Origin of the sequence: Hafnia sp. (assembly GCF_036648275.1) — a bacterium.
Taxonomy (GTDB): domain Bacteria; phylum Pseudomonadota; class Gammaproteobacteria; order Enterobacterales; family Enterobacteriaceae; genus Hafnia; species Hafnia alvei.
On record NZ_JAVXIQ010000005.1, the window covers coordinates 77,702 to 99,769 of the forward strand.

Consider the following 22,068-nt stretch of genomic DNA (forward strand, 5'->3'; position numbering starts at 1 on the left):
GAGACAGATGGAACAAACTTGGCGTTGGTATGGCCCGAACGATCCGGTTTCTTTGGATGATATTCGTCAGGCAGGCGCAACCGGTGTTGTCACCGCATTGCACCATATTCCTAACGGAGAAGTGTGGACAGTTGAAGAAATCGAGAAGCGTAAGGCTATCTTGGCGGCAAAAGGGCTGACATGGTCCGTGGTTGAAAGCGTTCCGGTTCACGAAGAGATCAAAACGCACACCGGCAACTATCAACAGCACATCGACAACTACAAGCTGTCTCTGCTAAATCTCGCGGCCTGCGGCATTGATACCGTCTGCTACAACTTTATGCCCGTTCTGGATTGGACGCGTACCGATCTTGAATACGAGTTACCTGATGGCTCTAAAGCGCTGCGTTTCGATCAAATTGCGTTTGCGGCTTTTGAATTACATATTTTAAAGCGCCCAAATGCAGAAGCAGATTACACGGCAGAAGAGCAAGCTCAGGCTAAAGCCTATTTTGACGCCATGAGCGAAGCCGATATTGCTAAGTTAACTGGCAACATCATTGCAGGTTTACCCGGAGCAGAAGAGGGCTACACGCTGGATCAATTCCGCGCTCGTTTAGCCGAGTACGATGGTATCGATAAGGCTAAGCTACGCGAGCACATGGGCTATTTCTTGAAAGAGATCGTGCCTGTTGCCGAGGCGTGCGGCTTGAAGCTAGCGGTTCATCCTGATGATCCACCGCGTCCAATTCTGGGGCTGCCACGCATTGTTTCAACTATTGAAGATATGCAATGGCTGAAAGAAACCGTCGATAGTATCTATAACGGCTTCACCATGTGTACCGGTTCATACGGCGTTCGTGGCGATAACGATCTGGTTAAGATGATTGAAACCTTCGGCGACCGTATTCACTTCACGCATTTACGTTCTACCTGCCGTGAGCAAAACCCGAAAACCTTCCACGAAGGTGCACATTTGCAGGGTGATGTAGATATGTATTCCGTGGTGAAAGCGATTTTGACCGAAGAGCAACGTCGCCAGAAAGCAGGGGATATGCGCCCAATTCCTATGCGTCCCGATCATGGTCACCAGATGCTAGACGATCTGAAGAAGAAAACTAACCCCGGCTATTCTGCGATTGGTCGCTTGAAAGGTTTAGCTGAGGTGCGCGGCGTTGAACTTGCGCTTAAGCGTGCGCTGTTCCCTGAGATGAAATAAAACAGTTATCGCGTAATGTATTGCTGAAGATAAACAAAGGGACGCCATTGCGTCCCTTTTTGCTGCTTGCTGTGCAGAACAGTAATCAGTCAGCACGGCCCATAAAGCGACGTTCTTCAATATGGATGCGAATTTTTTCACCGCTGCTCAGATATTCAGGAACCTGAATCGTTAGACCGGTGCTCATTACCGCAGGCTTAGTACGTGCGCTGGCAGAACCGCCTTTGATGCTTGGGCTGGTTTCAACGATTTCCATATCAACGGTCTGTGGCAGCTCAAGTGCCAACACTTGGCCATCCATGGTTAATACCTGAATGCCTGGCATTCCACCTTCAGGAATAAACAGCAGTTCTTCTTCGATCTGATCTTTTTTGAAGGTATATGGCGTGTAGTCTTCATTGTCCATAAAGACGTATTCGTCACCGTCAATATACGAGAAGTTGACCTGACGACGGCTCAGAGAGATCTCTTCCAGAATGTCATCGCCCTTAAAACGTTCTTCAACTTTCAGACCGGTACGGATATCGGAGAAACGCATTTTGTACAGCGTGCTCGCGCCACGAGCGCTTGGGCTTTGTACATCGATATCGCGAACCAGCAGCAGTTTGCCGTTTAAAGTGACCGCCATACCGCGTTTAATTTCGTTAGCTCTTGGCATAAAAAAACCTTGTTAATGAGTTTGCAAATTCAGTCTTTAGCGTGTGGCGACACGTTACCCGCGCGGCGTTTTCTAGGCAAGAGGGGAAGATAAAAAAGCAGATAAATTTGACGCAAAAAGCCGGAGCGGGCGCTCCGGCATCACAGTTTTTGACGAGTTATTGATAAACGGGTAACAAGTTCATCAGTGACAGAATATGTGCCACTGCGTTAATCAAACCAAAGGTAATAATAAACAGAATCATTGCTGAACCGCCCGGTGCGCGATAGCTCGCCTGCGGGAAACGCTTACGGCTTGCGCGCGCCATCATGGCCGGCACGATAACCGCCCAAATAGTGGCGGCTAAACCCGCAAAGCCGATGGCATAAAGGAAGCCGTCTGGGAATGCCAGAGCGCCAATCGTTGGTGGAACGAAAGTAATCAATGCGGCTTTGGTGCGGCCAGCACGGGTATCATCAAACTTAAAGAAGTCTGAGATAAAGTCGAACAGCCCCAAAGAAACGCCCAAGAACGAACTCGCCAACGCCATATAAGAGAACGCATTAAGCAGCTGGTTGACAATGCTGCTGCTAGCAACGCTGCCCATCTGTTTTAGCAAACTGCCAATATTGCCGCCTTCAGCGATGATCTGCTGGAACGCCGCGCGGGTGATGTTCCCTTGGATCACATACTGCCAGAAGATGTAGATTGTCAGCGCGATAATTGTGCCGATAAACAGACTGCGAACCACTGACTTAGCGTCTTTATGGTAATACTTCACCAGCCCTGGAACGTTGCCGTGATAGCCAAAAGACGTTAGCAGATAAGGAAGCGAAGCCAGCGCATAGGGCAAATAACTTGGCTTGTCCTCACCGGTATTAAACAAAACCGCAGGATCGACATGGGTGAACATATCACCGGTCGACAGCAAGAAGGTAATCACCATGCCGCCAATCAGAATGGTGCTTAAACGGTCAACCGCACGCGTCGATAACCATACAATAAAGGCTACGACAATGGCGAATACCAAGCCTGCTGCGGTTTGCCCAACGCCAAAATAGGGTTCCAGCGTGTGGGTGATGATTGAACCACCCGCTGAGATATAGGCATAGGTCAGAATGTAGAGAACGAAGGTAATGGAAAGCCCGTTTAACGAGTTCCAGCCTTTGCCTAGCAGATCGCCAACCATGGTGTGGAAGCTAGCGCCTGCAGGATAATTTAGATTGGCTTCTAAAATCATTAGGCCAGAGATATACATGCAGGCCCAGGTATAGATCAGCAACAAGACGGAACCGGTAAACCAGACTCCAGCGGTGACGACCGGAATAGAAAACATCCCCGCACCAACGGCGGTTCCGGCAATAATCATCGCGCCCCCAAGGACTGACGGGCGGCGTATCGTTTGAGTCAAGGTATTCTCCATCGTCATGCTGTGCTCCTGATTAGCGGCATGCTAATTCTTATGTACTAGCTCAATGGTACGTGTTGTTTGATGAGAAGTAAACAGAGTAATAACGAGTGAGGTAAAAGAATTTGCCAAATTTTGTGCGAGAAAGTCGCGATGAGGCAGAAAGTTACGCGTTTAACCGCCGGTTGATACCGATTTATCGGTGTATCTGTCGCGAGCTTTTACAGCAGAAATGATGAAAACCCTGTATAAATGAAATCAGTAGTATTGCTCCCTAAAGTCAGATATTAGGGGAAGGACATCGATGGGGTCGTAGCGGCGTAAGCCGCCGGAGCGCCCCGCGGTGTACTAGCCCCGTGTATCTCAATATTTTAAATGAGCAGCATTCGTAAATATGAAGAGCGGATTTTCCGCGCGCTGACTCTGTCGCAGCTCATTTCAGACAGCCCACCGGAGTACTTCCATGGACTGCCGTTCCGATTGTGGAGCTTGCTGTATTGCTCCCTCAATTTCTAGCCCAATCCCCGGTATGCCTAACGGCAAACCCGCTAATACGCGCTGTGTTCAACTTGATGATGACATGCGCTGTAAAATCTTTTTATCGCCACTTAGACCCGCCGTGTGTGGCGGACTTCAGGCCGCTGCGGATATGTGTTTTAGTCATCGAGATCAAGCCTTGAGCTATTTAATTCAGCTTGAGATAGCCACTGCGCCTTGATGCCGGTTCCCGCACATTAAGTTTTCGCGGTTTATGTTATGTTCAAAAATCGCGACTTAAGGGACGGGTTAGATCTCAGCATGAAACGTATAGACAGAATTTGCCAGGAATTAGAACGCTTAACATTGGGTCTGAACCAGACCGATTTGCAAAACGACGTTGCTTTCACCGCTGAAAGTATTGGTTTTAATCTTGGCCTCGCGCGTAATTCAGTCAGTAAAGATCTTAACCAACTGTGGAGTGAGCAACGGGTCATTAAGGTGAAAACCCGCCCGGTTTATTTTCTCCATCGCGAGGTGATAGAAACTATCATTGGTCATGTTTTACCAGACCATCTCACTGAGGTTCGTTTTGTCAGCGAATTATTGCCAAGTGAAGACCCACTTATCGCCAGCGACCCTTTTACCGCGCTGATTGGTTACGACCGCAGCCTAAAACTGGCGGTGGAAAAAGGGAAGGCCGCGGTACTCTATCCCAGTGGTTTGCATGTTTTACTGACCGGCCCGTCGGGCGTGGGGAAAACCTATTTTGCCGAGCTGATGCACCAGTTTGCCTGTCAGCAAAGTGCCAATAACGCACTGCCGATGGTCTATTTCAACTGCGCCGAATATGCGCACAACCCCGAGCTGCTCTCTTCTCATCTTTTTGGTCACAGGCAGGGCGCTTTTACCGGCGCAACCAGCGACAAAACTGGGCTTATTGAGCAGGCTGACGGTGGCTATCTGCTGCTGGATGAAATTCATCGCCTTCCTTATGAAGGGCAAGAAAAACTGTTTGCCCTGTTAGATAAAGGTGAATTTCGGGCGTTGGGTTCTAGCCATAAAGCGCGAGCGGTGAGTGTGCGCTTAATCTGCGCCACCACGGAGCCCGTGAATTCCACGTTGCTACGGACTTTTCAGCGCCGTATACAGGTCAGTATCGATCTTCCTGCATTACGTGAGCGTTCAATGGAAGAGCAAATTGAGCTGATTACTGGATTCCTGCATCAAGAAAGTCGAAAAATCAGCCGCACCATTCGGGTAGATAAAGCGCTGCTGCTGTGGCTGCTAGAAAAACCGTTGGAAGGCAATATCGGCCAGTTGAAAAGCGACATCCAGTTCTTGTGTGCTCAGGGCTGGGCAGCGGGTATGGGACAGCAACACGACGTGTTGACGTTGGATAAAAAGCTTGTGGAGCAATCGGTGATGCCGAGTGCGGATCAACGTTTGCTGGTCGATAGCATATTTGGTCAACAGCAATGGCTGGATATCAGTGCAGATACCCTGTCTGCGCTGAAACCCTCGTTGGGCGCCGCCGTTGGGCAAGAAGACAGTGACCTGTTTTACCGCTTTCTGACGCGTGAATATGTCAACCTACGCAACAGCAACGTGCCGCCGCAGGAAACGCTGGCTATCCTCAAAAACAAACTGCGCTCGATATTTGAGTATGGTTTGTACAGCCGTGACACTGCGACGGTCGGCTACAGCGGCCAGCTTGAACAGCGTTTAGCGCTGCTTATTGGCTACGTTGAGCAGGTGGTTGGGTTTACGCTGCCAGAAAACATGGTTAACCATCTGCGTAAGCACTTCCTCACCTTGCTGAGCTATGTCCAGCGCGGTTTGATTCCTCAGCTTTACTCTTCAAGCCTGATATTGGATCACTGCAAAGACGAATACGATAACGCGATGCAGCTTTGTCGTCGCATCGATGAAATATTTAATATTCAATGCCCTGCGACCGAAGTCGTTTATCTGTGCATGTTCCTGAAAGAGTGCCGCCAACACCGCTGTGAAATTGACGATAGCCCAGAGCTTGGCGTGATTTTTATTGCCCACGGTGCCACGACGGCTACCAGTATGGCGCAATATGTGAATCAAGTTTTAGAGCGTGAACTGCTGACCGCGATTGATATGCCGTTCGAACAGTCGGTGCATGACACCTTGGAAGTGCTTACCAACCTGATCCGCAGCCGTGGCTACCGGCGCGTGATTCTGATGGTCGATATTGGTTCGCTGGTCCATTTTGGCAGCGCCATCAGCAAATTGTTCCAGTTTGAAGTGTTGCTGCTGCCAAACATGACGCTGACCAGTCTGTTAGAAATTGGGCTGGATCTGACCTACGAGTCTAGCGATTTCGCCGCGCTGAATGCGCTAATGCAGGAGAAACAAATTCCGTGTCATTGGTGTTCTCCTGAACAGGCCGGAGCGGGAAAAGTGCTGGTAGTGTCCTGCATTACCGGTATGGGAACCGCAGAGAAAATCCACAAGGTTCTGTCAGAAAGCTTTGGTGAACTGATGGCGCAGGATACGCGCTTATTAATTCTGGATTACAACGAGGTTCGCAGCCTAGACCGTATTCAGCAGGTTCTGGCTCCCCATGAACGGCTGGTGGGCATTGTGGGGACGTTCCAACCGGGATTACCGGATATTCCCTTTATCTCGCTGGAAGAGATGTTTTCAGAGCAAGGCCCAGAGCTGCTGCTTAGCTTATTAAACCCCGATCTCAGCACTCAGGAACGCCGGCTTGAGGTTGAACGTAGCTCAATGCGCTTTATCAGCGCGTTAACGCTCGAAAGTATCATTAATCAGATTTCGGTTCTGAACCCACGGCGCATCTTGCAGGAAATGGAGAGCGTCTTGCAGCGGATCTGTCAGGCCTCAGACCTCAAACCGAGCCGACAAGTGACACTACGCTTCCTTATCCACTGCTGTTGCATGGTGGAGCGTATCGTTATTAGCCGTAAACCGTTACAGATGGCGCTGGAAACTCAGCAAGATATTGATGCTGCCGCCATGAGTGTCATCAAACAGGCGTTTGCCCCCATTGAGGAGGCGTATGCCATTCGTTTATCTGACGCAGAATTCATTTATATTTACGAGCTTCTCTACCGCTAGCCCGTATTCCACGGGCTTTCTCTGCATACCTCCTCGATAAAAAACGCGCCGTGACACAATGCTGGCACGGGCGTTGCAATACCAGTCATAGAAACCTTTTATTTCTTTGACTGAATGCCAGGAGGCTCATTTTGTCTACCACCGCTTCACATCCCCTACCACAGATTTTACTGCTGACTCACGGTGGCTGGGGCAGCCAGCTCTGCGCCAGCTTACGAATGGTTGCTGGAGATATTCAAGGCGTGGCCGAAATTGCGCTCATGCCGGTAGATACCTTTAGCGAGTTCTTTCAGCGCGTTGAACAAGCCGTGATCGCCATGCCGAAAGGATCGCTGATCCTGACCGATTTTATCGGTGGAACCACGTCAAACGTGGCGGCTCGGCTAAGCGTGGATTATCCAATCGGCGTGATTTGCGGCCTGAATGCATCACTGCTGCTACAGGCTTTAGAGCTGCGCGAAACCGGTTTATTGACCGATGCAATCGAAGAACTGGTCGAAGCTGGGCGCGACAGCTGTCTCGACGTGGTGGCGCATATCAATAGCCTTCAGAACAACGCATAACCCATCAAATCCGAAATATAAAACCGAATAACGAAAAAAGGAAAATCACATGGCTAGCATCGTTTTATGTCGTATCGACAGTCGTTTAATTCATGGTCAGGTTGTTACTAAGTGGGTTGGGCAATCTCAAGCAAACCGTATTGCGGTGGTCAGCGACGAACTGGACGCCGATCCGTTTATGAAAAATATCTATCTGATGGCGGCACCGCCAAGCATCAAAGTGGATTGCTACAGCAACAGCAGTTTTGCCGCTGCGTGGAAAGAGAATCAGCTGGGCGAAGGAAAAGTGCTGGTGCTGTTCCCATCGCTGACGGCGGTACAAGACGCCGTGCATCAAGGTTTTGATGTGCAAAATATTCAGGTAGGTGGGTTAGGCGGTGGCCCGAGCCGCAAAGCCGTTTTCCAAAACATTACGCTAGACGACAAAGACGTGGGCATTTTAGGCGATTTGAAAGATCACGGCATTAAGGTGTTCTTCCAAACCATTCCAGAAGATAAGCCGCAGTCGCTAGAAGACATTCTAAAAAAATATTAATCGTCTTTGAGTACCAACTTTGATTGTTGACCATTGATTTTGACCAGAGGAAATCACTATGGATACCTTGTTTATTGCTATCAGCATGGGGCTGTATTACTGGTTTGCCCGTTTACGTCTTGGGTACACCTTTTCAGGCATGTTGGTTCAGCCGATTGTTATTGCTGTGTTCGTTGGGGTGATTTTGGGCGATATGCAAACCTCAATGATTATTGGGGCGGGCATGCAGCTGGTTTATCTCGGCGTGACATCAACGCCGGGCGGTAATGTGCCTTCCGATCCAGCTCTGGCGGCCTGCATCGCGATCCCCATTGCCGTTCAGGCCCATATGGAGCCTAACTTAGCTATCGCGCTGGCGATTCCGTTTGGCGTGATCGGCGTCTTCCTCGACCAGCTTCGCCGTACGCTGAATGCGGCGTGGGTGCATATGGCGGACAAATACGCCGAAGAGGCCAATACCGGCGGCATTATGCGCTGCGCCTTTTTATATCCGGCGTTGCTGGGGTTAGTACTACGTTTCCCTGTGGTGTTCGGTGCCAACTATTTCGGCCAGAGCGTGGTCGAGAAATTCCTCGCACTGATGCCGCATTGGTTAACGCACTCGTTTGAAATTATGGGCGGCATTCTTCCCGCGCTCGGTTTTGCCATCACGATTATGGTGATTGGTAAGAAAAGCCTGCTGCCTTGGTTTATCGGTGGTTTCTTCGCGGTGCTTTATCTCAAAGTCGACATCATGGCGATGGCTATTTTCGGCACCTGCGTGGCGTTTTTGGTGAAAGGTTTGGCAAAGAATGAAGGAGCATCATCATGAGTGAATCAACCCCAGATATCATGCAGCACGAATTAGTGGAGCGTGCCCGCCAGAGTTCGGCGCTCACCAAAGGCGATATCACCAAAGCGTGGTTTATTTATTGGCTGGGTGCCGAGGTTTCCAGCTCCTATGAACGTCTACAGAGCCTGATTTTCTGCGCCTCGATGACGCCGATTATCAAAAAGCTTTATCCCGAAAAAGAAGAGAGAGCCGAGGCGTTAAAGCGCCATTTGAACTTCTTCAACACTGAACAAACGTTTGGTGCGGTGATCCAAGGCGTTGCTATCGCCATGGAAGAACAAAAGACGCGCGGTGAACCCATTTCTGATGCATCGATCACCGGGATCAAAACGGGATTGATGGGACCACTGGCAGGTATCGGTGACTCGGTAATTTGGGCGGCGGTAATGCCTTTGCTCATCGCGATCTTCATTCCATTTGCTGCTAAAGGAAGCGCATTCGGCGGGATCCTGCCGCTGGTGCTTTACACCGGTATTACGCTGGCGGTCAGCTACGGGCTGGTACACAAAGGCTATACCCTTGGGCGCGATTCCATCATCACCTTGCTACAAGGCGGGCGAATTAAAGAGCTGATTTATGGTGCCAACGTGCTCGGGTTAATCATGATGGGCGCGCTATCGGCAAGCTACGTCAAGATAACGTCACCGCTCAAAATCAGCGCGCTTGAAGGATCTGAAATTGTTGTGCAGCAGATATTAGATTCTATTGCGCCTGGGCTTTTGCCGCTGGCCGCGGTGTTCTCTATCTACTTCTATCTCACCAAAAAAGGCCCGCGTTATACCACGATTTTGCTTTCGGTAGTGGTGATTAGCGTGGTGTGTTCACTGCTTGGTGTGCTGTAAGGAGAGTTGAAATGAGTCAAAATATTTACCAACGCCTAGGGCTAAAACGTGTGATTAACGCCTGCGGAAAAATGACCATTCTGGGCGTTTCAGCGGTATCACCTGAAGTGATGGCCGCAACGGTAGAGGCCGCAGGGGCGTTTGTGGAAATTGATGCTCTGGTCGATCGCACCGGCGAGCTGGTGTCAGCGCACACCGGCGCGCAGGATAGCTACATAACCTCTTGCGCATCGGCGGGGATTGCCATTGCGGTGGCGGCGGTTATCACGCGCGGTGAACCAGACCGCGTAGCGATGATGCCGGACAGCGCTGGCATGGCCAACGAAATTCTCATCCTGCGCGGTCATAACATTGATTATGGCGCGCCGATCACCAGCGCCATTCGTTTGGGTGGCGGGCGCATTGTTGAAGTAGGGCAGAGTAATTTGGCTGCGCGCTGGCAGCTTGAGAAAGCGGTCAGCGAACGCACGGCGGCGCTGCTGTTTGTGAAATCTCACCACAGCGTACAAAAAGGCATGCTCACGCTTGAAGATTTTGTGGCGGTCGCCAAACAGTTCCAACTGCCACTCATCGTTGACGCCGCCGCCGAAGAAGATTTGCGCCAATACATTGCTCGTGGTGCCGATATGGTGATTTACAGCGGAGCCAAAGCGTTCAATGCCCCAACGTCGGGATTTATTACTGGCGGGCGTGAGTGGATCCGCTGCTGCAAAGCTCAGCATCACGGAATTGCGCGAGCCATGAAAATCGGCAAAGAAAACATGGTCGGCTTGGTGAAAGCGTTGGAACTTTATGGCGAAGGTATCGCCAATATGACGCCAGAAAAGCTAGCCTCCACGGTTGAGGCGATCTCGGCGCTGCGCGGATTTAGCGCCGAGATCGAACAAGATGAAGCGGGGCGCGAGATTTGGCGTGTTCAGGTACGCGTTCACTCTGATGTTTTAGGCATAGATGCACGGCAGGTTGAAGCGATGCTACGAACCGGTGAAATCGCTATCTACACGCGTCGATACTTCCTGCATCAAGGTGTATTTAGTATCGATCCTCGCACATTAGATCAACATGATTTAACCACGATCGTTGAGAGACTGGCACAGATCGCCGGCGAACAGGAAAAGCATTATGCAAAGCATTAATTTTTACCAAGGGCGTGTAGCCATCAACGTGCTGGCCAAAAATATAGAAAATGCGCGAGCGGTGTATGACGCCGCTGAAGGCCATGCGGTGATTGGCGTGTTATCGGCACAGTTCGACAATGTGGCGCAGGGCATTGAAGAGGTTAAACGCTGGCAGTTGCAGGTGCCTTCGATTTCAGTGGGATTGGGGGCGGGTGATCCTGCTCAATTTTACAAAGCCGCGATGATTGCCGCCGCTACAGGCGCCGCGCATGTTAACCAAACCTTTACTGGATGTGGTTTCGCCGCAGGCGCGCTGGCTCAGGCTGGGCAGTCGCATACGTATATCAATGCGTTAGTAAGCCCGACGGGAAAGATCGGGCAGGTACAAATTTCAACCGGCGAGCGCAGTGCCAAAGGAGACAAAGCCATTGTCTCCTGTGATAGCGCGGTGAATATGATGTTGGATATGGGCGCGCACGCGGCGAAGTTTTTCCCAATGGGCGGGGAGCGTAGCTTAGAGGAGTTAAAAACGTTGGCGGAAAGCGCTGCACGTAACGGAATGACGCTGATAGAACCGACAGGCGGCATCGATTTGGACAACTTTGGGGTTATTTTACAAACCTGTTTGCAGGCTGGCGTGCAGCGAGTAATGCCACACGTCTATACCTCGATCATCGATCCACAAAGTGGTGAGACGCGCCCAGAAGATATCAAACAGCTGATGGATATGATCAAAGCCATTGTGTAGATAACGCTGTATTGTACCGAAACGCTGGGATCTTATTTCCAGCGTTTCTGTTTCTACAGACCGTAGCCGTAGGAATTACGCTTCTTTGATTTTAATCATGCAGGCCACGCCCGCAATCAACAAAACCAGCGAAACAAAAAATACGGCGTAGTAGTTCCAGAACTCCGCAATAAAACCAGCAACTGAACCTGCAAATATCCAACCGGTACGCCCCGCAGTGGTAAATAAGGTAGTAGCTGAACCTGCCTGACCGGGCATTAAATCCTGAAAATACAGCATGCCAATTCCGGCCAAAATACCGATAAAAACGGCATTGAGGAGCTGTAACGCCAGCAGTGCCCACGGTGCGGTTAAGAACAATAGGCCAGCATAAAAAGCCAATCCTGCGGCGAGTGCAACCATCATCAAAAAGCGTTTGCCGAAGCGCTTCGCATAATAGCCCGCGATGAGCATGGTTGGAATTTCTAAGCCTGCGGCGGTGCCCATCATCACGCCAGCCAGTTTATCCGGTAAATGCAGTTCATGAATGATGTACAACGGCATATTGATGAGGTACATGCTGTTGCAGGTCCACATCAATGTGCAGGCAGCAAAGAGCAAAAGCGTATCGCGGCGATTGCGGCGTGGCGCATCCAGCACTTCTGTTGTGCGTACCACCGCTTTAGGCATCGAAGGCAGCGTGTACCACACAATCAAACCGCAAACTAAAAACGTCACCATCGCCGCCAGATACATAAACGGAAAGCCAAAACCGAGCGCTAGCGCGAACGAAATCGGTGGCCCAATCACCCACGCCAAAGAAACTTGAGCACGCAAAATTGAGCTGAACATCACCGCTTCTTTACCGGTTTTATCTGCGTATTCCCGTGCTAGAGCAAACATCTGCGGGTTGGCGGTGGAACCAAAACTGGTGAGCATGACGCCGACGACGAGCAATAAATAGTAGTTACGGTTATAGGCAAACAGCAGACAACCCGCAGCGCCAAGAATGCAGCACAATAAAATCAGCTTTTTGCGATCGCCTGAGCGATCCGAGCGTGCGGCGAGAAACTGGCTAACAATGATCCCAATCACCGCGCTGCCGGTATAAAACAACCCAACCATGAACGGGCTTTTAACCACTTCGGTGGAGAGGAATAGGCTGAGAGTTGGTGTTTGTAATGCGCCAGCAATACCGGTCAAAAAAGCCACAATCAAGAATGAGGTGGAGGTTAAATCGGGCAGACGGCGGAGTGCGGTCGAATACATGCGCATAGATTTATCAGGGATCAGTCAGAGGTGAACGGAGAACTTCAGGGCGGGCATGTTACGCTCGAATGTTAAAAATGAAAAGCTGTTTCAGCCTCTCGAATGTAAGAAAGTCATACAAAAGATAGGGAATAGATTATGCACAATAATAAATGGATAGCAGGCTGAAAATAGTTTGCGAAGAGCATTCCATTATTTTTTCTTGGTTCTGACTTTTGTCCGTAAAACGTAATAATAGCGGTAAGTATAAATACGGGGGAAGAGCGATGAATTCACTTGTTTTATGGCTACGATGTAGCTACATTTATGGTTATAAAACACTCAGTTCATGGAGCGAAGTTATGACTAAAAGTGATGTGGTAAGAGCAAGAGTTTCCCCTGCGGTTAAAGTGGCCGCCATGGAGAATGCCAGCGCGTTAGGAACCGATCTTTCAACGATCATTCGGTTATTAGTTAATCAGATTGCGGTGACAGGTGAGGTCCCTGCGGAATTGCTCAAGCCTAATGCAAAAACGCTGAAGGCGATCCGCGATCTGGAAGCCGGTATCGGTGTGAATCGGGCCAGCGATATTGATGAATTGAAGGCAGATATCGGCTGGTAGCGAGTTGGGAGATCATGATGCAAGGATTGCTCATCATGTTAATGATTGTTTATCAGCATCGTTTTAAAAAAGATGCTAAACGCTTTATGGGTAATCTATTCGCTCAGAGAGTCATCCTACAAACAGTTGCTTTGCTACAGACAGGCGAGCCGCTGCCGGAAAGATATCGAGAACATAAGTTGGTCGGAAATTATATTGGTTATCTTGAATGCCATGGAATGCCCGATCTTCTATTAATCTATCAGCGTACCAAAACCGAGTTAAGACTATTTCGTGTGGGAAGTCATGCGGAGTTATTTGATTAGTTTTTTGGTGAGTCGTTGATGAGCCATGGTTGATGGTAATTTTTTGATTAAAAAACGGGGCCGAAGCCCCGTTGGTGATGCGGTTAAAGTGCAGCGTTAGAAATTATGCGCCAGTTGGAACCGCATGGGCTGTATTGGTGAGTGCAGGGCCCTGATATTTTTCGATCTCAACCTGCGCCATTTGGCCACAGTTACCCTGCGCCAAGCTAGATGAGCCAATATCAAACGTCAGGCAGTTCACGTTGCCGTTTTTACACAGCGACCCTGGTGTTGCTGGATCTGCTGGATCGAACCATGCACCTTCGCTGATACGAATCACGCCCTGACGCACATCTTCAGTGACCACTGCGCCCACCAAGATCTGGCCGCGATCGTTAAAGGCACGTACTAAGTCACCGTTGCTGATGCCACGAGTTTTAGCATCAATTGGGTGGATTAGAATGGCTTCACGATCGGCAACTGCATACTTTTTACGCAGCGGCGTATTGTCTAGCTGAGAGTGCAGACGGTTGATCGGATGAGCGGTATTCAGAGACAGCGGATATTTTGCGGCTTCAGGCCCTTTATACCACTCATGCGGCGGCATCCACGTTGGAATACCTTTGCAATCTTCATAACCCATTTTCTCAATGGCGTCAGAGTAGATTTCGATTTTACCGGACGGTGTACCTAATGGATTTAACAGTGGGTTTTCGCGATAGTCAGCGAAGCGTATCCATTGTTTATTCTCTTCTGGCACAGGGAAGCGAACATAGTTGTTTGATTCCCAGAACATGTCGAACGGCGGCAGTGCTACGCGGGCTGCGCGAGCCTGCGTTTTCATATCGTCATACATGCTTTTCAGCCACTGAGTTTCGTCTTTGCCTTCGGTGAAGGCATCCTGAACCCCGAGTTTTTCTGACAAACCCGCAAAGATATCGAAATCGCTACGCGATTCGAACTGCGGTGGTACGCACTGATGCATAGGGAATACATACAGCTGAGAATAGTCACCTCCCATTTCCAGATCGTTTCGCTCGTAGCTGGTGGTGGTTGGGAATACGATATCCGCGTGTTTAGCTGTTGCTGTCCAATAAGGTTCGTTGACCACAATGGTTTCAGGTTTTTGGAAAGCTTTGACTAGCGAGTTTGTATCTTGATGCTGGTGGAAGGTGTTACCACCCGCGACGTAAACCATTTTCACATCAGGATAGGTAACCTGAGCGCCGTTAAAATTAATGGTTTTGCCTGGATTCATTAAACACTCGGCAATACGCGCAACGGGAATTGGCGTAGGCGTATTTTTCGGTGAGTTACCGGCGGAAATACCCGCCAAGATCCCACCTTTAGCCGTCGGACTGCCGCCTGAAGAGTAGTGATAGCTAAAGCCAAAACCGCCGCCCGGCAGACCAATTTGCCCCAACATGGCGGCAACGGTCACTAGCATCCAGTGTTGTTGTTCGCCGTGATGCTGACGTTGAATACCCCAGCCACCCATAATCATGGTGCGATTCTTCGCCATATCACGCGCTAGCTGACGAAGTACGTCGGCATCAACGCCGCTAACCTCGGCTGCCCAGTTTGCATCTTTGACGATGCCATCGTCCTGACCCATAAGATAAGCTTCGAATTTATCAAAGCCAACGGTATAGGTTTTCAGGAAATCAGGGTTATGCAGTTTTTCTGTCAGCAGCGTGTGCGCAATACCAATCAACATGGCAGTATCGGTGTACGGACGCGGTGCAATCCACTGAGCATTCACGAATTTTGCGCTGTCGTTATGAACTGGATCGATGCTGATGATCCGAGTCCCTTTTTTCTTCAGCGCCTCAAAGCCAGTTTGGCCGACGTGATCGGGAACGTTCCAGCTGTTTTTTAATGTGATCATAGGGTTACATCCCCACAGAATCACCAACTGACTATTCTCGATAACGTTTGGCCATGCGGTTTGCTGTTCATAAACTTCCATTGAACCTACCACATGCGACATGATCACCTGCGCAGCACCGGTCGAGTAGTCACCCGCGTAACCTAAGAAGCCGCCACTTAGATTCATCATACGTTGAAGCAGTGTACGGCTATTGTGCAGCATACCCACGCTCTTCCAGCCGTAAGAGCCAGCATATATAGACTGTGGGCCATGTTCTTTTTGCAGGCGTGCGATTTGATCGCTTACCAGCGTCAGCGCTTTATCCCAGCTCACGCGTACCCACTCGTCACGGCCACGAAGTTCTGGTTGGCTATTGGCAGGACCGCCTTCTAACCAGCCTTTACGTACCATCGGGTACTTAATGCGGTTTTCTGCGTGCACCTGATAGGGCGCCATGGTGATGAGCTCATTTGGGAACGGATCGTCACTAATGGCCTTAACATCCACCATTTTGCCGTCTTTCACGATGGCTTCGAAAGCGCCCCAGTGTGCGGCGGTGAGTATGCCCGTCTGTGCCTGACGCAGCGCGGTAAACTGCGGCAACGCTTGGCTGATGGCCTGCGCTAAGGCTGACTTAGGCCATAAACCCGCAAGCAATGGCACGCTCAACACGGCACCGGCGCCGGTCAAAAAGCGACGGCGGCTGACTTGCAGCGGTTTCTGTTCGAAATCGCTAACGTTTTCAACGTGGGAGTTCAGATTTTTTTTCATTGTTATGGCTCCTTAAATCTTGTTCGACTGATTGGCAGGCATATCACTGGCGTGTTTCTGAACGTATTGGGTCAGAACGCGCAGTTGTTCCTGCGTCAGAGAAGTACGTGGAGCCATACCTTTAACCACACCGATCCACTGGTTGGCGTTGAAGCGGTCAAGCGCCGTTAAACCATGGCAACCGGTACAGTTGGCAGACATCATGTCAGAGGCGTAATGCCAAATTTTTTGTTGGTCATCAACCAGCTGTTTTTTCGGCAACCAAACCTGCAATGAAACCTGATGCCAAACCAGTCCGGTTTCGGCGTCTTTAACCGTGCTTAGGGTTTTCAGCTGTTTGCGAGCATCTTCGCCCACTAACACGCTCAGAATGCGCTTACCTTGTGCGGCATAGAACACTTCTGTCACGCCATCCTGCTGCCAACCGGCAACGTCAGCCAATACGCGATCGCCTTGACGTTTTACCACTTTCACTTCGGTGGATGGCATCAAGTTACCCGCGTTGTGCTGGGTTTCATCGGCGCTCAAATAGAACGGTTCGGTGGCGATGGTGTACAGCGTGGTAGCGCTGTCTGGCGTTTTCGCTGCGGCGTTAGCCAATTCGCTGGCACCGGCGGCGGCTAACCCACTCATGTCTGGCAGGATATGGGCAACACCTTTGTGACAATCGATACAGGTTTCACCATTTTTGATGGCGACCGGATGCTGCTGACGGGCTTCTGGCTTCTGCGCGATAACGTCCATTGCGTCGTAGCTATGGCATGAGCGGCAGGTTGCGGAATCATTTTTCTTCAACGTATCCCACACGCTTTGCGCCATGGCGAGTTTGTGCGCCTCATATTTTTCAGGCGTATCGATTTTACCTGTCACTTCGCCATACACGTCTTTCAACGCGGCTACTTTGGTAAGCAGATAATCGATAGGTTGGTGTGGAACGTGGCAGTCGGCGCATTCGGCGCGGATACCTTTGGTGTTTTGGAAGTGAATGCTGCCCTGATATTCGGCGAGAGGCTGTTCCATGGTGTGACATGAAATGCAGAATGCTGTGTCACTGGTTTTATGCATAACGGTGGCGGTTCCTGCCAGCAGGGCTGCACCGATGATGATCCCCAACAACAAAAGCCACAGCCAGGCTCTGCTCCGGCGCTTGCCGGGAGTCTGATATCGATTGCTCATAGTTTATTCCATATAATTATTAATATAGTTTTCTTGCCATATTATTCCTGAATCGAATGAATTGATTATTTTCAATGCTATAGGATTCAAAAACTTGTTAAGTATAGAAAATTTTTGAACTAATTACCTATAAAGAAGTAGCAAAATTATAAGCTTTTTTTGTTGAGATAGGGTGGCTGAGGGCGGCGATCTGTACTGTTTGCAGTCAGTAACACATTTCGTTAACAGCCAGCGGCGTAGTACGGGTACATTGAGGGGTATAGATACCGCTATGATTAAACTGAATCTCTTGAATTGTTTGCGAATGTCATTTGAGCGGTAGGTTCCGGCATTGGCTGTTTGAAATCCTCAAAGGTTGAATTAATGAAGAATTTTGACTCCGCAACACTTATCTCCCAGCTACAACGTTCGCAGGCTCAGTTGGAAAGTATCCGCCACGAATTTCATGCCAATCCAGAATTGGGATTTCACGAAACGAATACGTCTAGCAAAGTATCTGAGTTGCTCAATGAATGGGGCTATGAAGTTGTTACAGGCATCGGCGGAACCGGCATTGTTGCGAGTTTAACCCGAGGAACAGGAACAAAATCTATCGGCCTGCGGGCAGATATGGATGCATTGCCGATTCATGAAGCCAGCGGCGTAAAATATCAAAGCAGTTGTTCCGGTAAGATGCACGCCTGCGGTCATGACGGTCATACGTCCATGTTGCTGGGGGCTGCGCAGTGGTTGGCGAGCGATAGCGCAAACTTCAACGGCACCGTTCGTTTGATTTTTCAGCCATCTGAAGAAGATATGCGCGGCGCGCAGGCAATGATTGACGATGGTTTGTTCACTCGATTCCCCGTCGATGCCGTTTACGGGATGCATAATATGCCGGGATATCCACAAGGGCATATGGCGTTTAAAGAAGGCGCGACGATGGCCGCGGTGGATAGTTTGACCATCACCCTGACCGGCAAAGGCAGTCATGGTTCAACGCCTGAAAAAAGCATTGATCCGATCGTTGCTGGTGCGTCATTGGTGATGGCATTGCAAACAATTGTTTCGCGCAATATTGCCGCACAGGATCAGGCCGTGGTTAGCGTGGGGGCTTTTCAGGCTGGTGACGCAGGAAACGTAATCCCACAGGAAGCGGTGCTGAGATTAAGCATCCGCTCCACCGATGAAAACGTGCGCAAAAATGTGCTGCAACGGATTCGAATCATTACCGAAGCACAGGCCGTATGTTATGGCGTGACGGCGTCTATCGAAAGCGCGGTGGCGGGCGTGGTGTTGATGAATACGCCGCATGAAACCGCGTTTGCCAAGCAGGTGGCGGTTGAGCTACTCGGCAGCGAGAAGGTTGTTGATATGCCTAATACGTTTATGGGCAGCGAGGATTTTGCGTTTATGCTCAAGCATAAGCCCGGCTGTTATTGCATTATTGGCAACGGTGATTCGCCGATGCTGCATCACCCACAGTACGATTTTGACGACCGCAATCTGAGCGTGGGCGCAGCATATTGGGTGGCACTGACCCAATCTTATTTGGCATAACGGCGTGAGTGAGTTGGGGTGGTTTTCCTACCTCAACTGACTATCTTTACTGCCTCGGCGGTTGTATCCACTGGCTACCTGCTGCTTTTTGTCGATTTCCGCCTGACAGTTCACGCAAAGCTGAACTCCCGGTAGTGCCTTGCGCCGCGCCTCTGGGATTTCTGCGCCACACTCTTCACAAAAATGAGCGCTTTCGCCGTGGCTTAACTGGCTACGTGCGCGTGCGACGGCATCATCAACCGTAGCGTCAATTTGATCCTGAACTGCCCCATCATTTGCCCAACCACTGGCCATTATTCACCTCCGGTTATTTTTTAGGCTACATAAGTATAGATGGGGGCTCAAGACTCAGGATCAACCATGGCTTAAAAACTCAGCGTCGCAGATGTCATTATGAAATTCATATCTTTTAAATCGGCATGTTTTTCCAAGCTATGGCTAACGTCAAAATAGGCATAGGCGAATTTAAACTGTAGCCATTTTTCTGGTGTCCATTGAGTTGAAATCTGGTATTGGTTACCAATAAAACGGCTGCCTTGTGTGCTGTTTTTAACTGGTTTCATTGGGCCAAGATAAAATCCGTCCTGCTTTTGCTGCCGCCACATTGCATCCCAGCTAAGATCAACGGAGAGGGTATCCGTTGGCGTTAACGTGACAGACGGGTGAATGTCTATCAGGTTGGCCGGTGCCACTAGACCGTTCTCGGTGAGATAAGGCAATTTTGGATACATGGCATTAAAGGTATTCAGTTCGCCGTCGCGCGGGTTTTTATCGCCGCTCGCAATCCCCATTTTGCCGCCGAAACGTGGTCTCCACATCCAGGTAGACGCCGTGTAGCCCGCGTGCGCTGATGCGGACCATGCCCGAATAGTGCGTGATGCGCCATTGGGGGAAAACTCACCAAATTGATACGCTGCTTCATTGTCCCAATCAAACCCCGCCGCGCCGCCGAAAATTCGGCTGCCAACGGTATAGCGGCGTTCACTGCCGCTGCCTTGTGCGTAGGTGGAATCGTTGCTTTCGAAGCCAAAGGTGTAGAGATCGATAGAAGAGGCGAGTGGGGCTAACGGCGTTGTGGCATATAGCCCCCAGATTTTTTGGCTATTATCGGTGTCATCATCAAAACTGCCTTTTTTGATGTTCACCGGATGGCCAATAAATGCATCTACGCGATTTTTGGGCGTTGCCCAACTGGCGCGAACCGCATCGAACGAGCGGCGCACGTTTGCTCCGTCACGCGTTCCCATCAAATGCAGTGAGCCGAGGGGAATCTCTTGCCGTCCCACCCGCAGCGTGCCGAGACCCGCGTCGGTAGGTAATTTTAAATCGATGTATCCTTGCCCGACATAGGCGTGATCGTCATCCGTTGGCTTGCGTCCCTGATCGCGCGGCGTGGCAATCGACGAACCAAGCTGAATATAGGTTGATAAATAACGGCCATAGTCGAGTTTAGAACCCAGCAGAAAACGCTGCATGAAGGTACTATCTCGCCCTCCGCCGTGCGCGGCCAGATCGCGTTGATCGCTCCATTCATAGCGTTCACGCAGTGAACCGTCGAAGGAAAGCGTCGCATTGTCAGTTAATGCGATCTGCTTCCATGCAGGTAATGTTTCTGCGTGAACGTAAGGTGAGTGAACGAATGTCGATAGCGCGGCCGCCGCAATGAATGCGGGCAGCAAGCCCTGAGGCTGTAGTTTATTTAATTGTTGATTAAGTCGTTTATTAAGTGGTTCATTAACGTGTTGCATGGGGATCGCTTGCTGAGGTCGCGATGCCAAATCACGCTGGCATCGCGATAAAATAAAAATTATTTGGTGTCTTGATGGATTTCCGCAATATAGCCGCCAGGGAATTGCACCACGGCGCTAGCACGTTTTTCCCCTGCGACCGACTGCCACAGGATTTTTGCACCGCTGGCCGTTGCTTTGCCGAGGGTTTCACTCAGATTAGCAACGCCATAGCCGGTACGTTCTTGCCCGAAGGGATAGTTCAAATGCCCATCGGTGACAAAGATGCGGGTTTTTCCGAAGGCGGAAGACAAATTAACTACGCGAATAGCGCTATTTTTTTCACCGCCAATGACGGCAGAGCTTTGCTGTGAATCATCGACGATTTTGCCATTTGAGAATTTCTGATAACTTTTAATAAAATCATCAACGCGATAGCGTGAAAGATAAATACGGTTTTCAGGAATAAAGCTTAGTGGCTGATAGTTAGGTGCTTTAGTATGCCAATACAGCTGCATGTTCACGCCGCCTGGCCACTGAATAACTGCGTCACGCCCAATAGGATCGTTAAATGGCTCAACGATAACGTCGGCACCGGCTTTTTTGGCGCTCGCTATTGCGGCATCCATATTAGTGACTAAGAAACCGTTACGCTCGTTGCCAAACGGATAAGGCGCTGGTGTTTGGAAATCAAATACGGAAAAACTTCCCGACGGGGTTAAGATCAGTTGAGAATAGGTTTGGCTCGGTGTAGGGGTGACATCCGCTAAGACGCGCTGGGTTGTGCTTCCACCAAAAGTTTTCAGAATACTGTCGACGAAAGGATCCATTTTTCCCGGTTCGACATAGACGTGGGTGGTGTCGTATTGCGGGCTTACGCCGATATCCGCCGCCCAGCTGGCCGTAGATAAAGTCACTGCTAATGCAGAAGCGACGGCGAAGTAGATAGAAATTCGCGCTGTTTGATTCATTTCAGTCCCCTTAATATTAACTATTCGATGCTATCGGTTGAGTGCACTGCCGATGAACTGTTTGATAATGTGCATATTACGGAGAAGCGAAATGAAGGATAGACAGTTATTTTTAACGTTTTATTTAAAATAACTAGGGTAAAATAGAGTTGTAATTAGCGAGGTTAAAGAGTGGGTTCTGGCAGAATAGTTGAAAATAACCGTCACTCTAGATTTAGCAGAATGACGCTCTAGGAATAGTTCTAGAAAATAATTTCTTTTATTTTGAATTTTTATTTTTATTTTTATTTTTATTTTTATTAATGGTTTGGTGGTTTTAATTTTGTTTGATAATAGGAGGTAAAGAGCTTTTATCATCAAATAAAATGTCAGTGGTGCATGTGAGCACTGCGTGAGTTGGCTAATGTT

Annotated in this window: 20 protein-coding genes; 12 read left to right on the plus strand and 8 right to left on the minus strand. The window is 49.7% G+C overall.

Annotated elements, in window-relative coordinates:
* Positions 1 to 7: 7 nt before the first annotated feature.
* On the plus strand, positions 8 to 1,198 hold the full coding sequence (gene uxuA / locus RSC70_RS06715; protein ID WP_332542089.1) for a mannonate dehydratase: 1,191 nt from the start codon (positions 8 to 10) through the stop codon (positions 1,196 to 1,198).
* An 85-nt stretch (positions 1,199 to 1,283) separates the two neighbouring features.
* On the opposite strand, the gene yeiP is transcribed toward uxuA, so the two are convergent.
* Both yeiP and mtr read right to left on the minus strand, forming a co-directional pair.
* Positions 1,284 to 1,856 (minus strand): elongation factor P-like protein YeiP, encoded by a 573-nt coding sequence (yeiP, locus tag RSC70_RS06720; protein WP_004096007.1) that lies wholly within the window; start codon positions 1,854 to 1,856, stop codon positions 1,284 to 1,286.
* Positions 1,857 to 2,013: 157 nt separating this feature from the next.
* Positions 2,014 to 3,264, minus strand: coding sequence for a tryptophan permease (gene mtr / locus RSC70_RS06725; RefSeq protein WP_304185677.1), 1,251 nt, complete (start codon positions 3,262 to 3,264; stop codon positions 2,014 to 2,016).
* A 442-nt stretch (positions 3,265 to 3,706) separates the two neighbouring features.
* Here mtr and RSC70_RS06730 point away from each other — a divergent pair, with 442 nt between their 5' ends.
* From RSC70_RS06730 to dagF, 8 genes are all read left to right on the plus strand, one after another.
* Positions 3,707 to 3,961, plus strand: coding sequence for a YkgJ family cysteine cluster protein (locus RSC70_RS06730; RefSeq protein WP_061554160.1), 255 nt, complete (start codon positions 3,707 to 3,709; stop codon positions 3,959 to 3,961).
* Positions 3,962 to 4,041: 80 nt separating this feature from the next.
* Positions 4,042 to 6,834 (plus strand): transcriptional regulator DagR, encoded by a 2,793-nt coding sequence (gene dagR / locus RSC70_RS06735; protein WP_332542090.1) that lies wholly within the window; start codon positions 4,042 to 4,044, stop codon positions 6,832 to 6,834.
* A gap of 131 nt (positions 6,835 to 6,965) precedes the next feature.
* Entirely contained in the window at positions 6,966 to 7,397 is a 432-nt protein-coding gene (locus tag RSC70_RS06740; RefSeq protein WP_115103199.1) for a PTS sugar transporter subunit IIA, read from the plus strand.
* A 49-nt stretch (positions 7,398 to 7,446) separates the two neighbouring features.
* Entirely contained in the window at positions 7,447 to 7,932 is a 486-nt protein-coding gene (locus tag RSC70_RS06745; RefSeq protein WP_046458054.1) for a PTS system mannose/fructose/N-acetylgalactosamine-transporter subunit IIB, read from the plus strand.
* A gap of 58 nt (positions 7,933 to 7,990) precedes the next feature.
* On the plus strand, positions 7,991 to 8,743 hold the full coding sequence (locus RSC70_RS06750) for a PTS mannose/fructose/sorbose/N-acetylgalactosamine transporter subunit IIC (protein WP_025800853.1): 753 nt from the start codon (positions 7,991 to 7,993) through the stop codon (positions 8,741 to 8,743).
* On the plus strand, positions 8,740 to 9,606 hold the full coding sequence (locus RSC70_RS06755) for a PTS system mannose/fructose/sorbose family transporter subunit IID (RefSeq protein WP_025800854.1): 867 nt from the start codon (positions 8,740 to 8,742) through the stop codon (positions 9,604 to 9,606). Before RSC70_RS06750 ends, RSC70_RS06755 begins: the two co-directional genes overlap by 4 nt.
* Before the next feature lie 11 nt (positions 9,607 to 9,617).
* The gene (gene dgaE, locus RSC70_RS06760; protein WP_282806782.1) at positions 9,618 to 10,742 is read left to right on the plus strand and encodes a D-glucosaminate-6-phosphate ammonia lyase; all 1,125 of its coding nucleotides are present in this window, start codon (positions 9,618 to 9,620) and stop codon (positions 10,740 to 10,742) included.
* On the plus strand, positions 10,729 to 11,472 hold the full coding sequence (gene dagF, locus RSC70_RS06765) for a 2-dehydro-3-deoxy-phosphogluconate aldolase (RefSeq protein WP_332542091.1): 744 nt from the start codon (positions 10,729 to 10,731) through the stop codon (positions 11,470 to 11,472). The genes dgaE and dagF overlap by 14 nt, the downstream gene beginning before the upstream one ends.
* A 75-nt stretch (positions 11,473 to 11,547) precedes the next feature.
* On the opposite strand, the gene RSC70_RS06770 is transcribed toward dagF, so the two are convergent.
* The gene (locus tag RSC70_RS06770; RefSeq protein WP_432707134.1) at positions 11,548 to 12,726 is read right to left on the minus strand and encodes a sugar efflux transporter; all 1,179 of its coding nucleotides are present in this window, start codon (positions 12,724 to 12,726) and stop codon (positions 11,548 to 11,550) included.
* Between the two features lie 335 nt (positions 12,727 to 13,061).
* On the opposite strand from RSC70_RS06770, the gene RSC70_RS06775 reads away from it, so the two are divergent.
* Positions 13,062 to 13,322, plus strand: coding sequence for a type II toxin-antitoxin system RelB/DinJ family antitoxin (locus tag RSC70_RS06775; RefSeq protein WP_234619026.1), 261 nt, complete (start codon positions 13,062 to 13,064; stop codon positions 13,320 to 13,322).
* Positions 13,323 to 13,357: 35 nt separating this feature from the next.
* Positions 13,358 to 13,627, plus strand: coding sequence for a type II toxin-antitoxin system RelE/ParE family toxin (locus tag RSC70_RS06780; RefSeq protein WP_234619025.1), 270 nt, complete (start codon positions 13,358 to 13,360; stop codon positions 13,625 to 13,627).
* Positions 13,628 to 13,730: 103 nt separating this feature from the next.
* Here the strand turns inward: RSC70_RS06780 and torA are convergent, their stop codons facing one another.
* Together torA and RSC70_RS06790 are read right to left on the minus strand one after the other, a co-directional pair.
* Positions 13,731 to 16,247: a trimethylamine-N-oxide reductase TorA gene (gene torA, locus RSC70_RS06785; RefSeq protein WP_332542092.1), complete on the minus strand. Its 2,517-nt coding sequence runs from the start codon at positions 16,245 to 16,247 to the stop codon at positions 13,731 to 13,733.
* A 12-nt stretch (positions 16,248 to 16,259) separates the two neighbouring features.
* Entirely contained in the window at positions 16,260 to 17,423 is a 1,164-nt protein-coding gene (locus RSC70_RS06790; RefSeq protein WP_025800860.1) for a NapC/NirT family cytochrome c, read from the minus strand.
* Between the two features lie 363 nt (positions 17,424 to 17,786).
* Here RSC70_RS06790 and RSC70_RS06795 point away from each other — a divergent pair, with 363 nt between their 5' ends.
* Entirely contained in the window at positions 17,787 to 18,962 is a 1,176-nt protein-coding gene (locus RSC70_RS06795) for a M20 aminoacylase family protein (RefSeq protein WP_332542093.1), read from the plus strand.
* Positions 18,963 to 18,989: 27 nt separating this feature from the next.
* On the opposite strand, the gene RSC70_RS06800 is transcribed toward RSC70_RS06795, so the two are convergent.
* The 3 genes from RSC70_RS06800 to RSC70_RS06810 all read right to left on the minus strand — a co-directional run bounded on the left by RSC70_RS06800 (position 18,990) and on the right by RSC70_RS06810 (position 21,660).
* Positions 18,990 to 19,256 (minus strand): DksA/TraR family C4-type zinc finger protein, encoded by a 267-nt coding sequence (locus RSC70_RS06800; RefSeq protein WP_332542094.1) that lies wholly within the window; start codon positions 19,254 to 19,256, stop codon positions 18,990 to 18,992.
* A 71-nt stretch (positions 19,257 to 19,327) separates the two neighbouring features.
* Complete coding sequence (locus tag RSC70_RS06805) at positions 19,328 to 20,710, minus strand: alginate export family protein (protein WP_332542095.1); 1,383 nt, start codon at positions 20,708 to 20,710, stop codon at positions 19,328 to 19,330.
* Between the two features lie 59 nt (positions 20,711 to 20,769).
* Positions 20,770 to 21,660: a VOC family protein gene (locus tag RSC70_RS06810; protein WP_282814917.1), complete on the minus strand. Its 891-nt coding sequence runs from the start codon at positions 21,658 to 21,660 to the stop codon at positions 20,770 to 20,772.
* Positions 21,661 to 22,068: the final 408 nt, after the last annotated feature.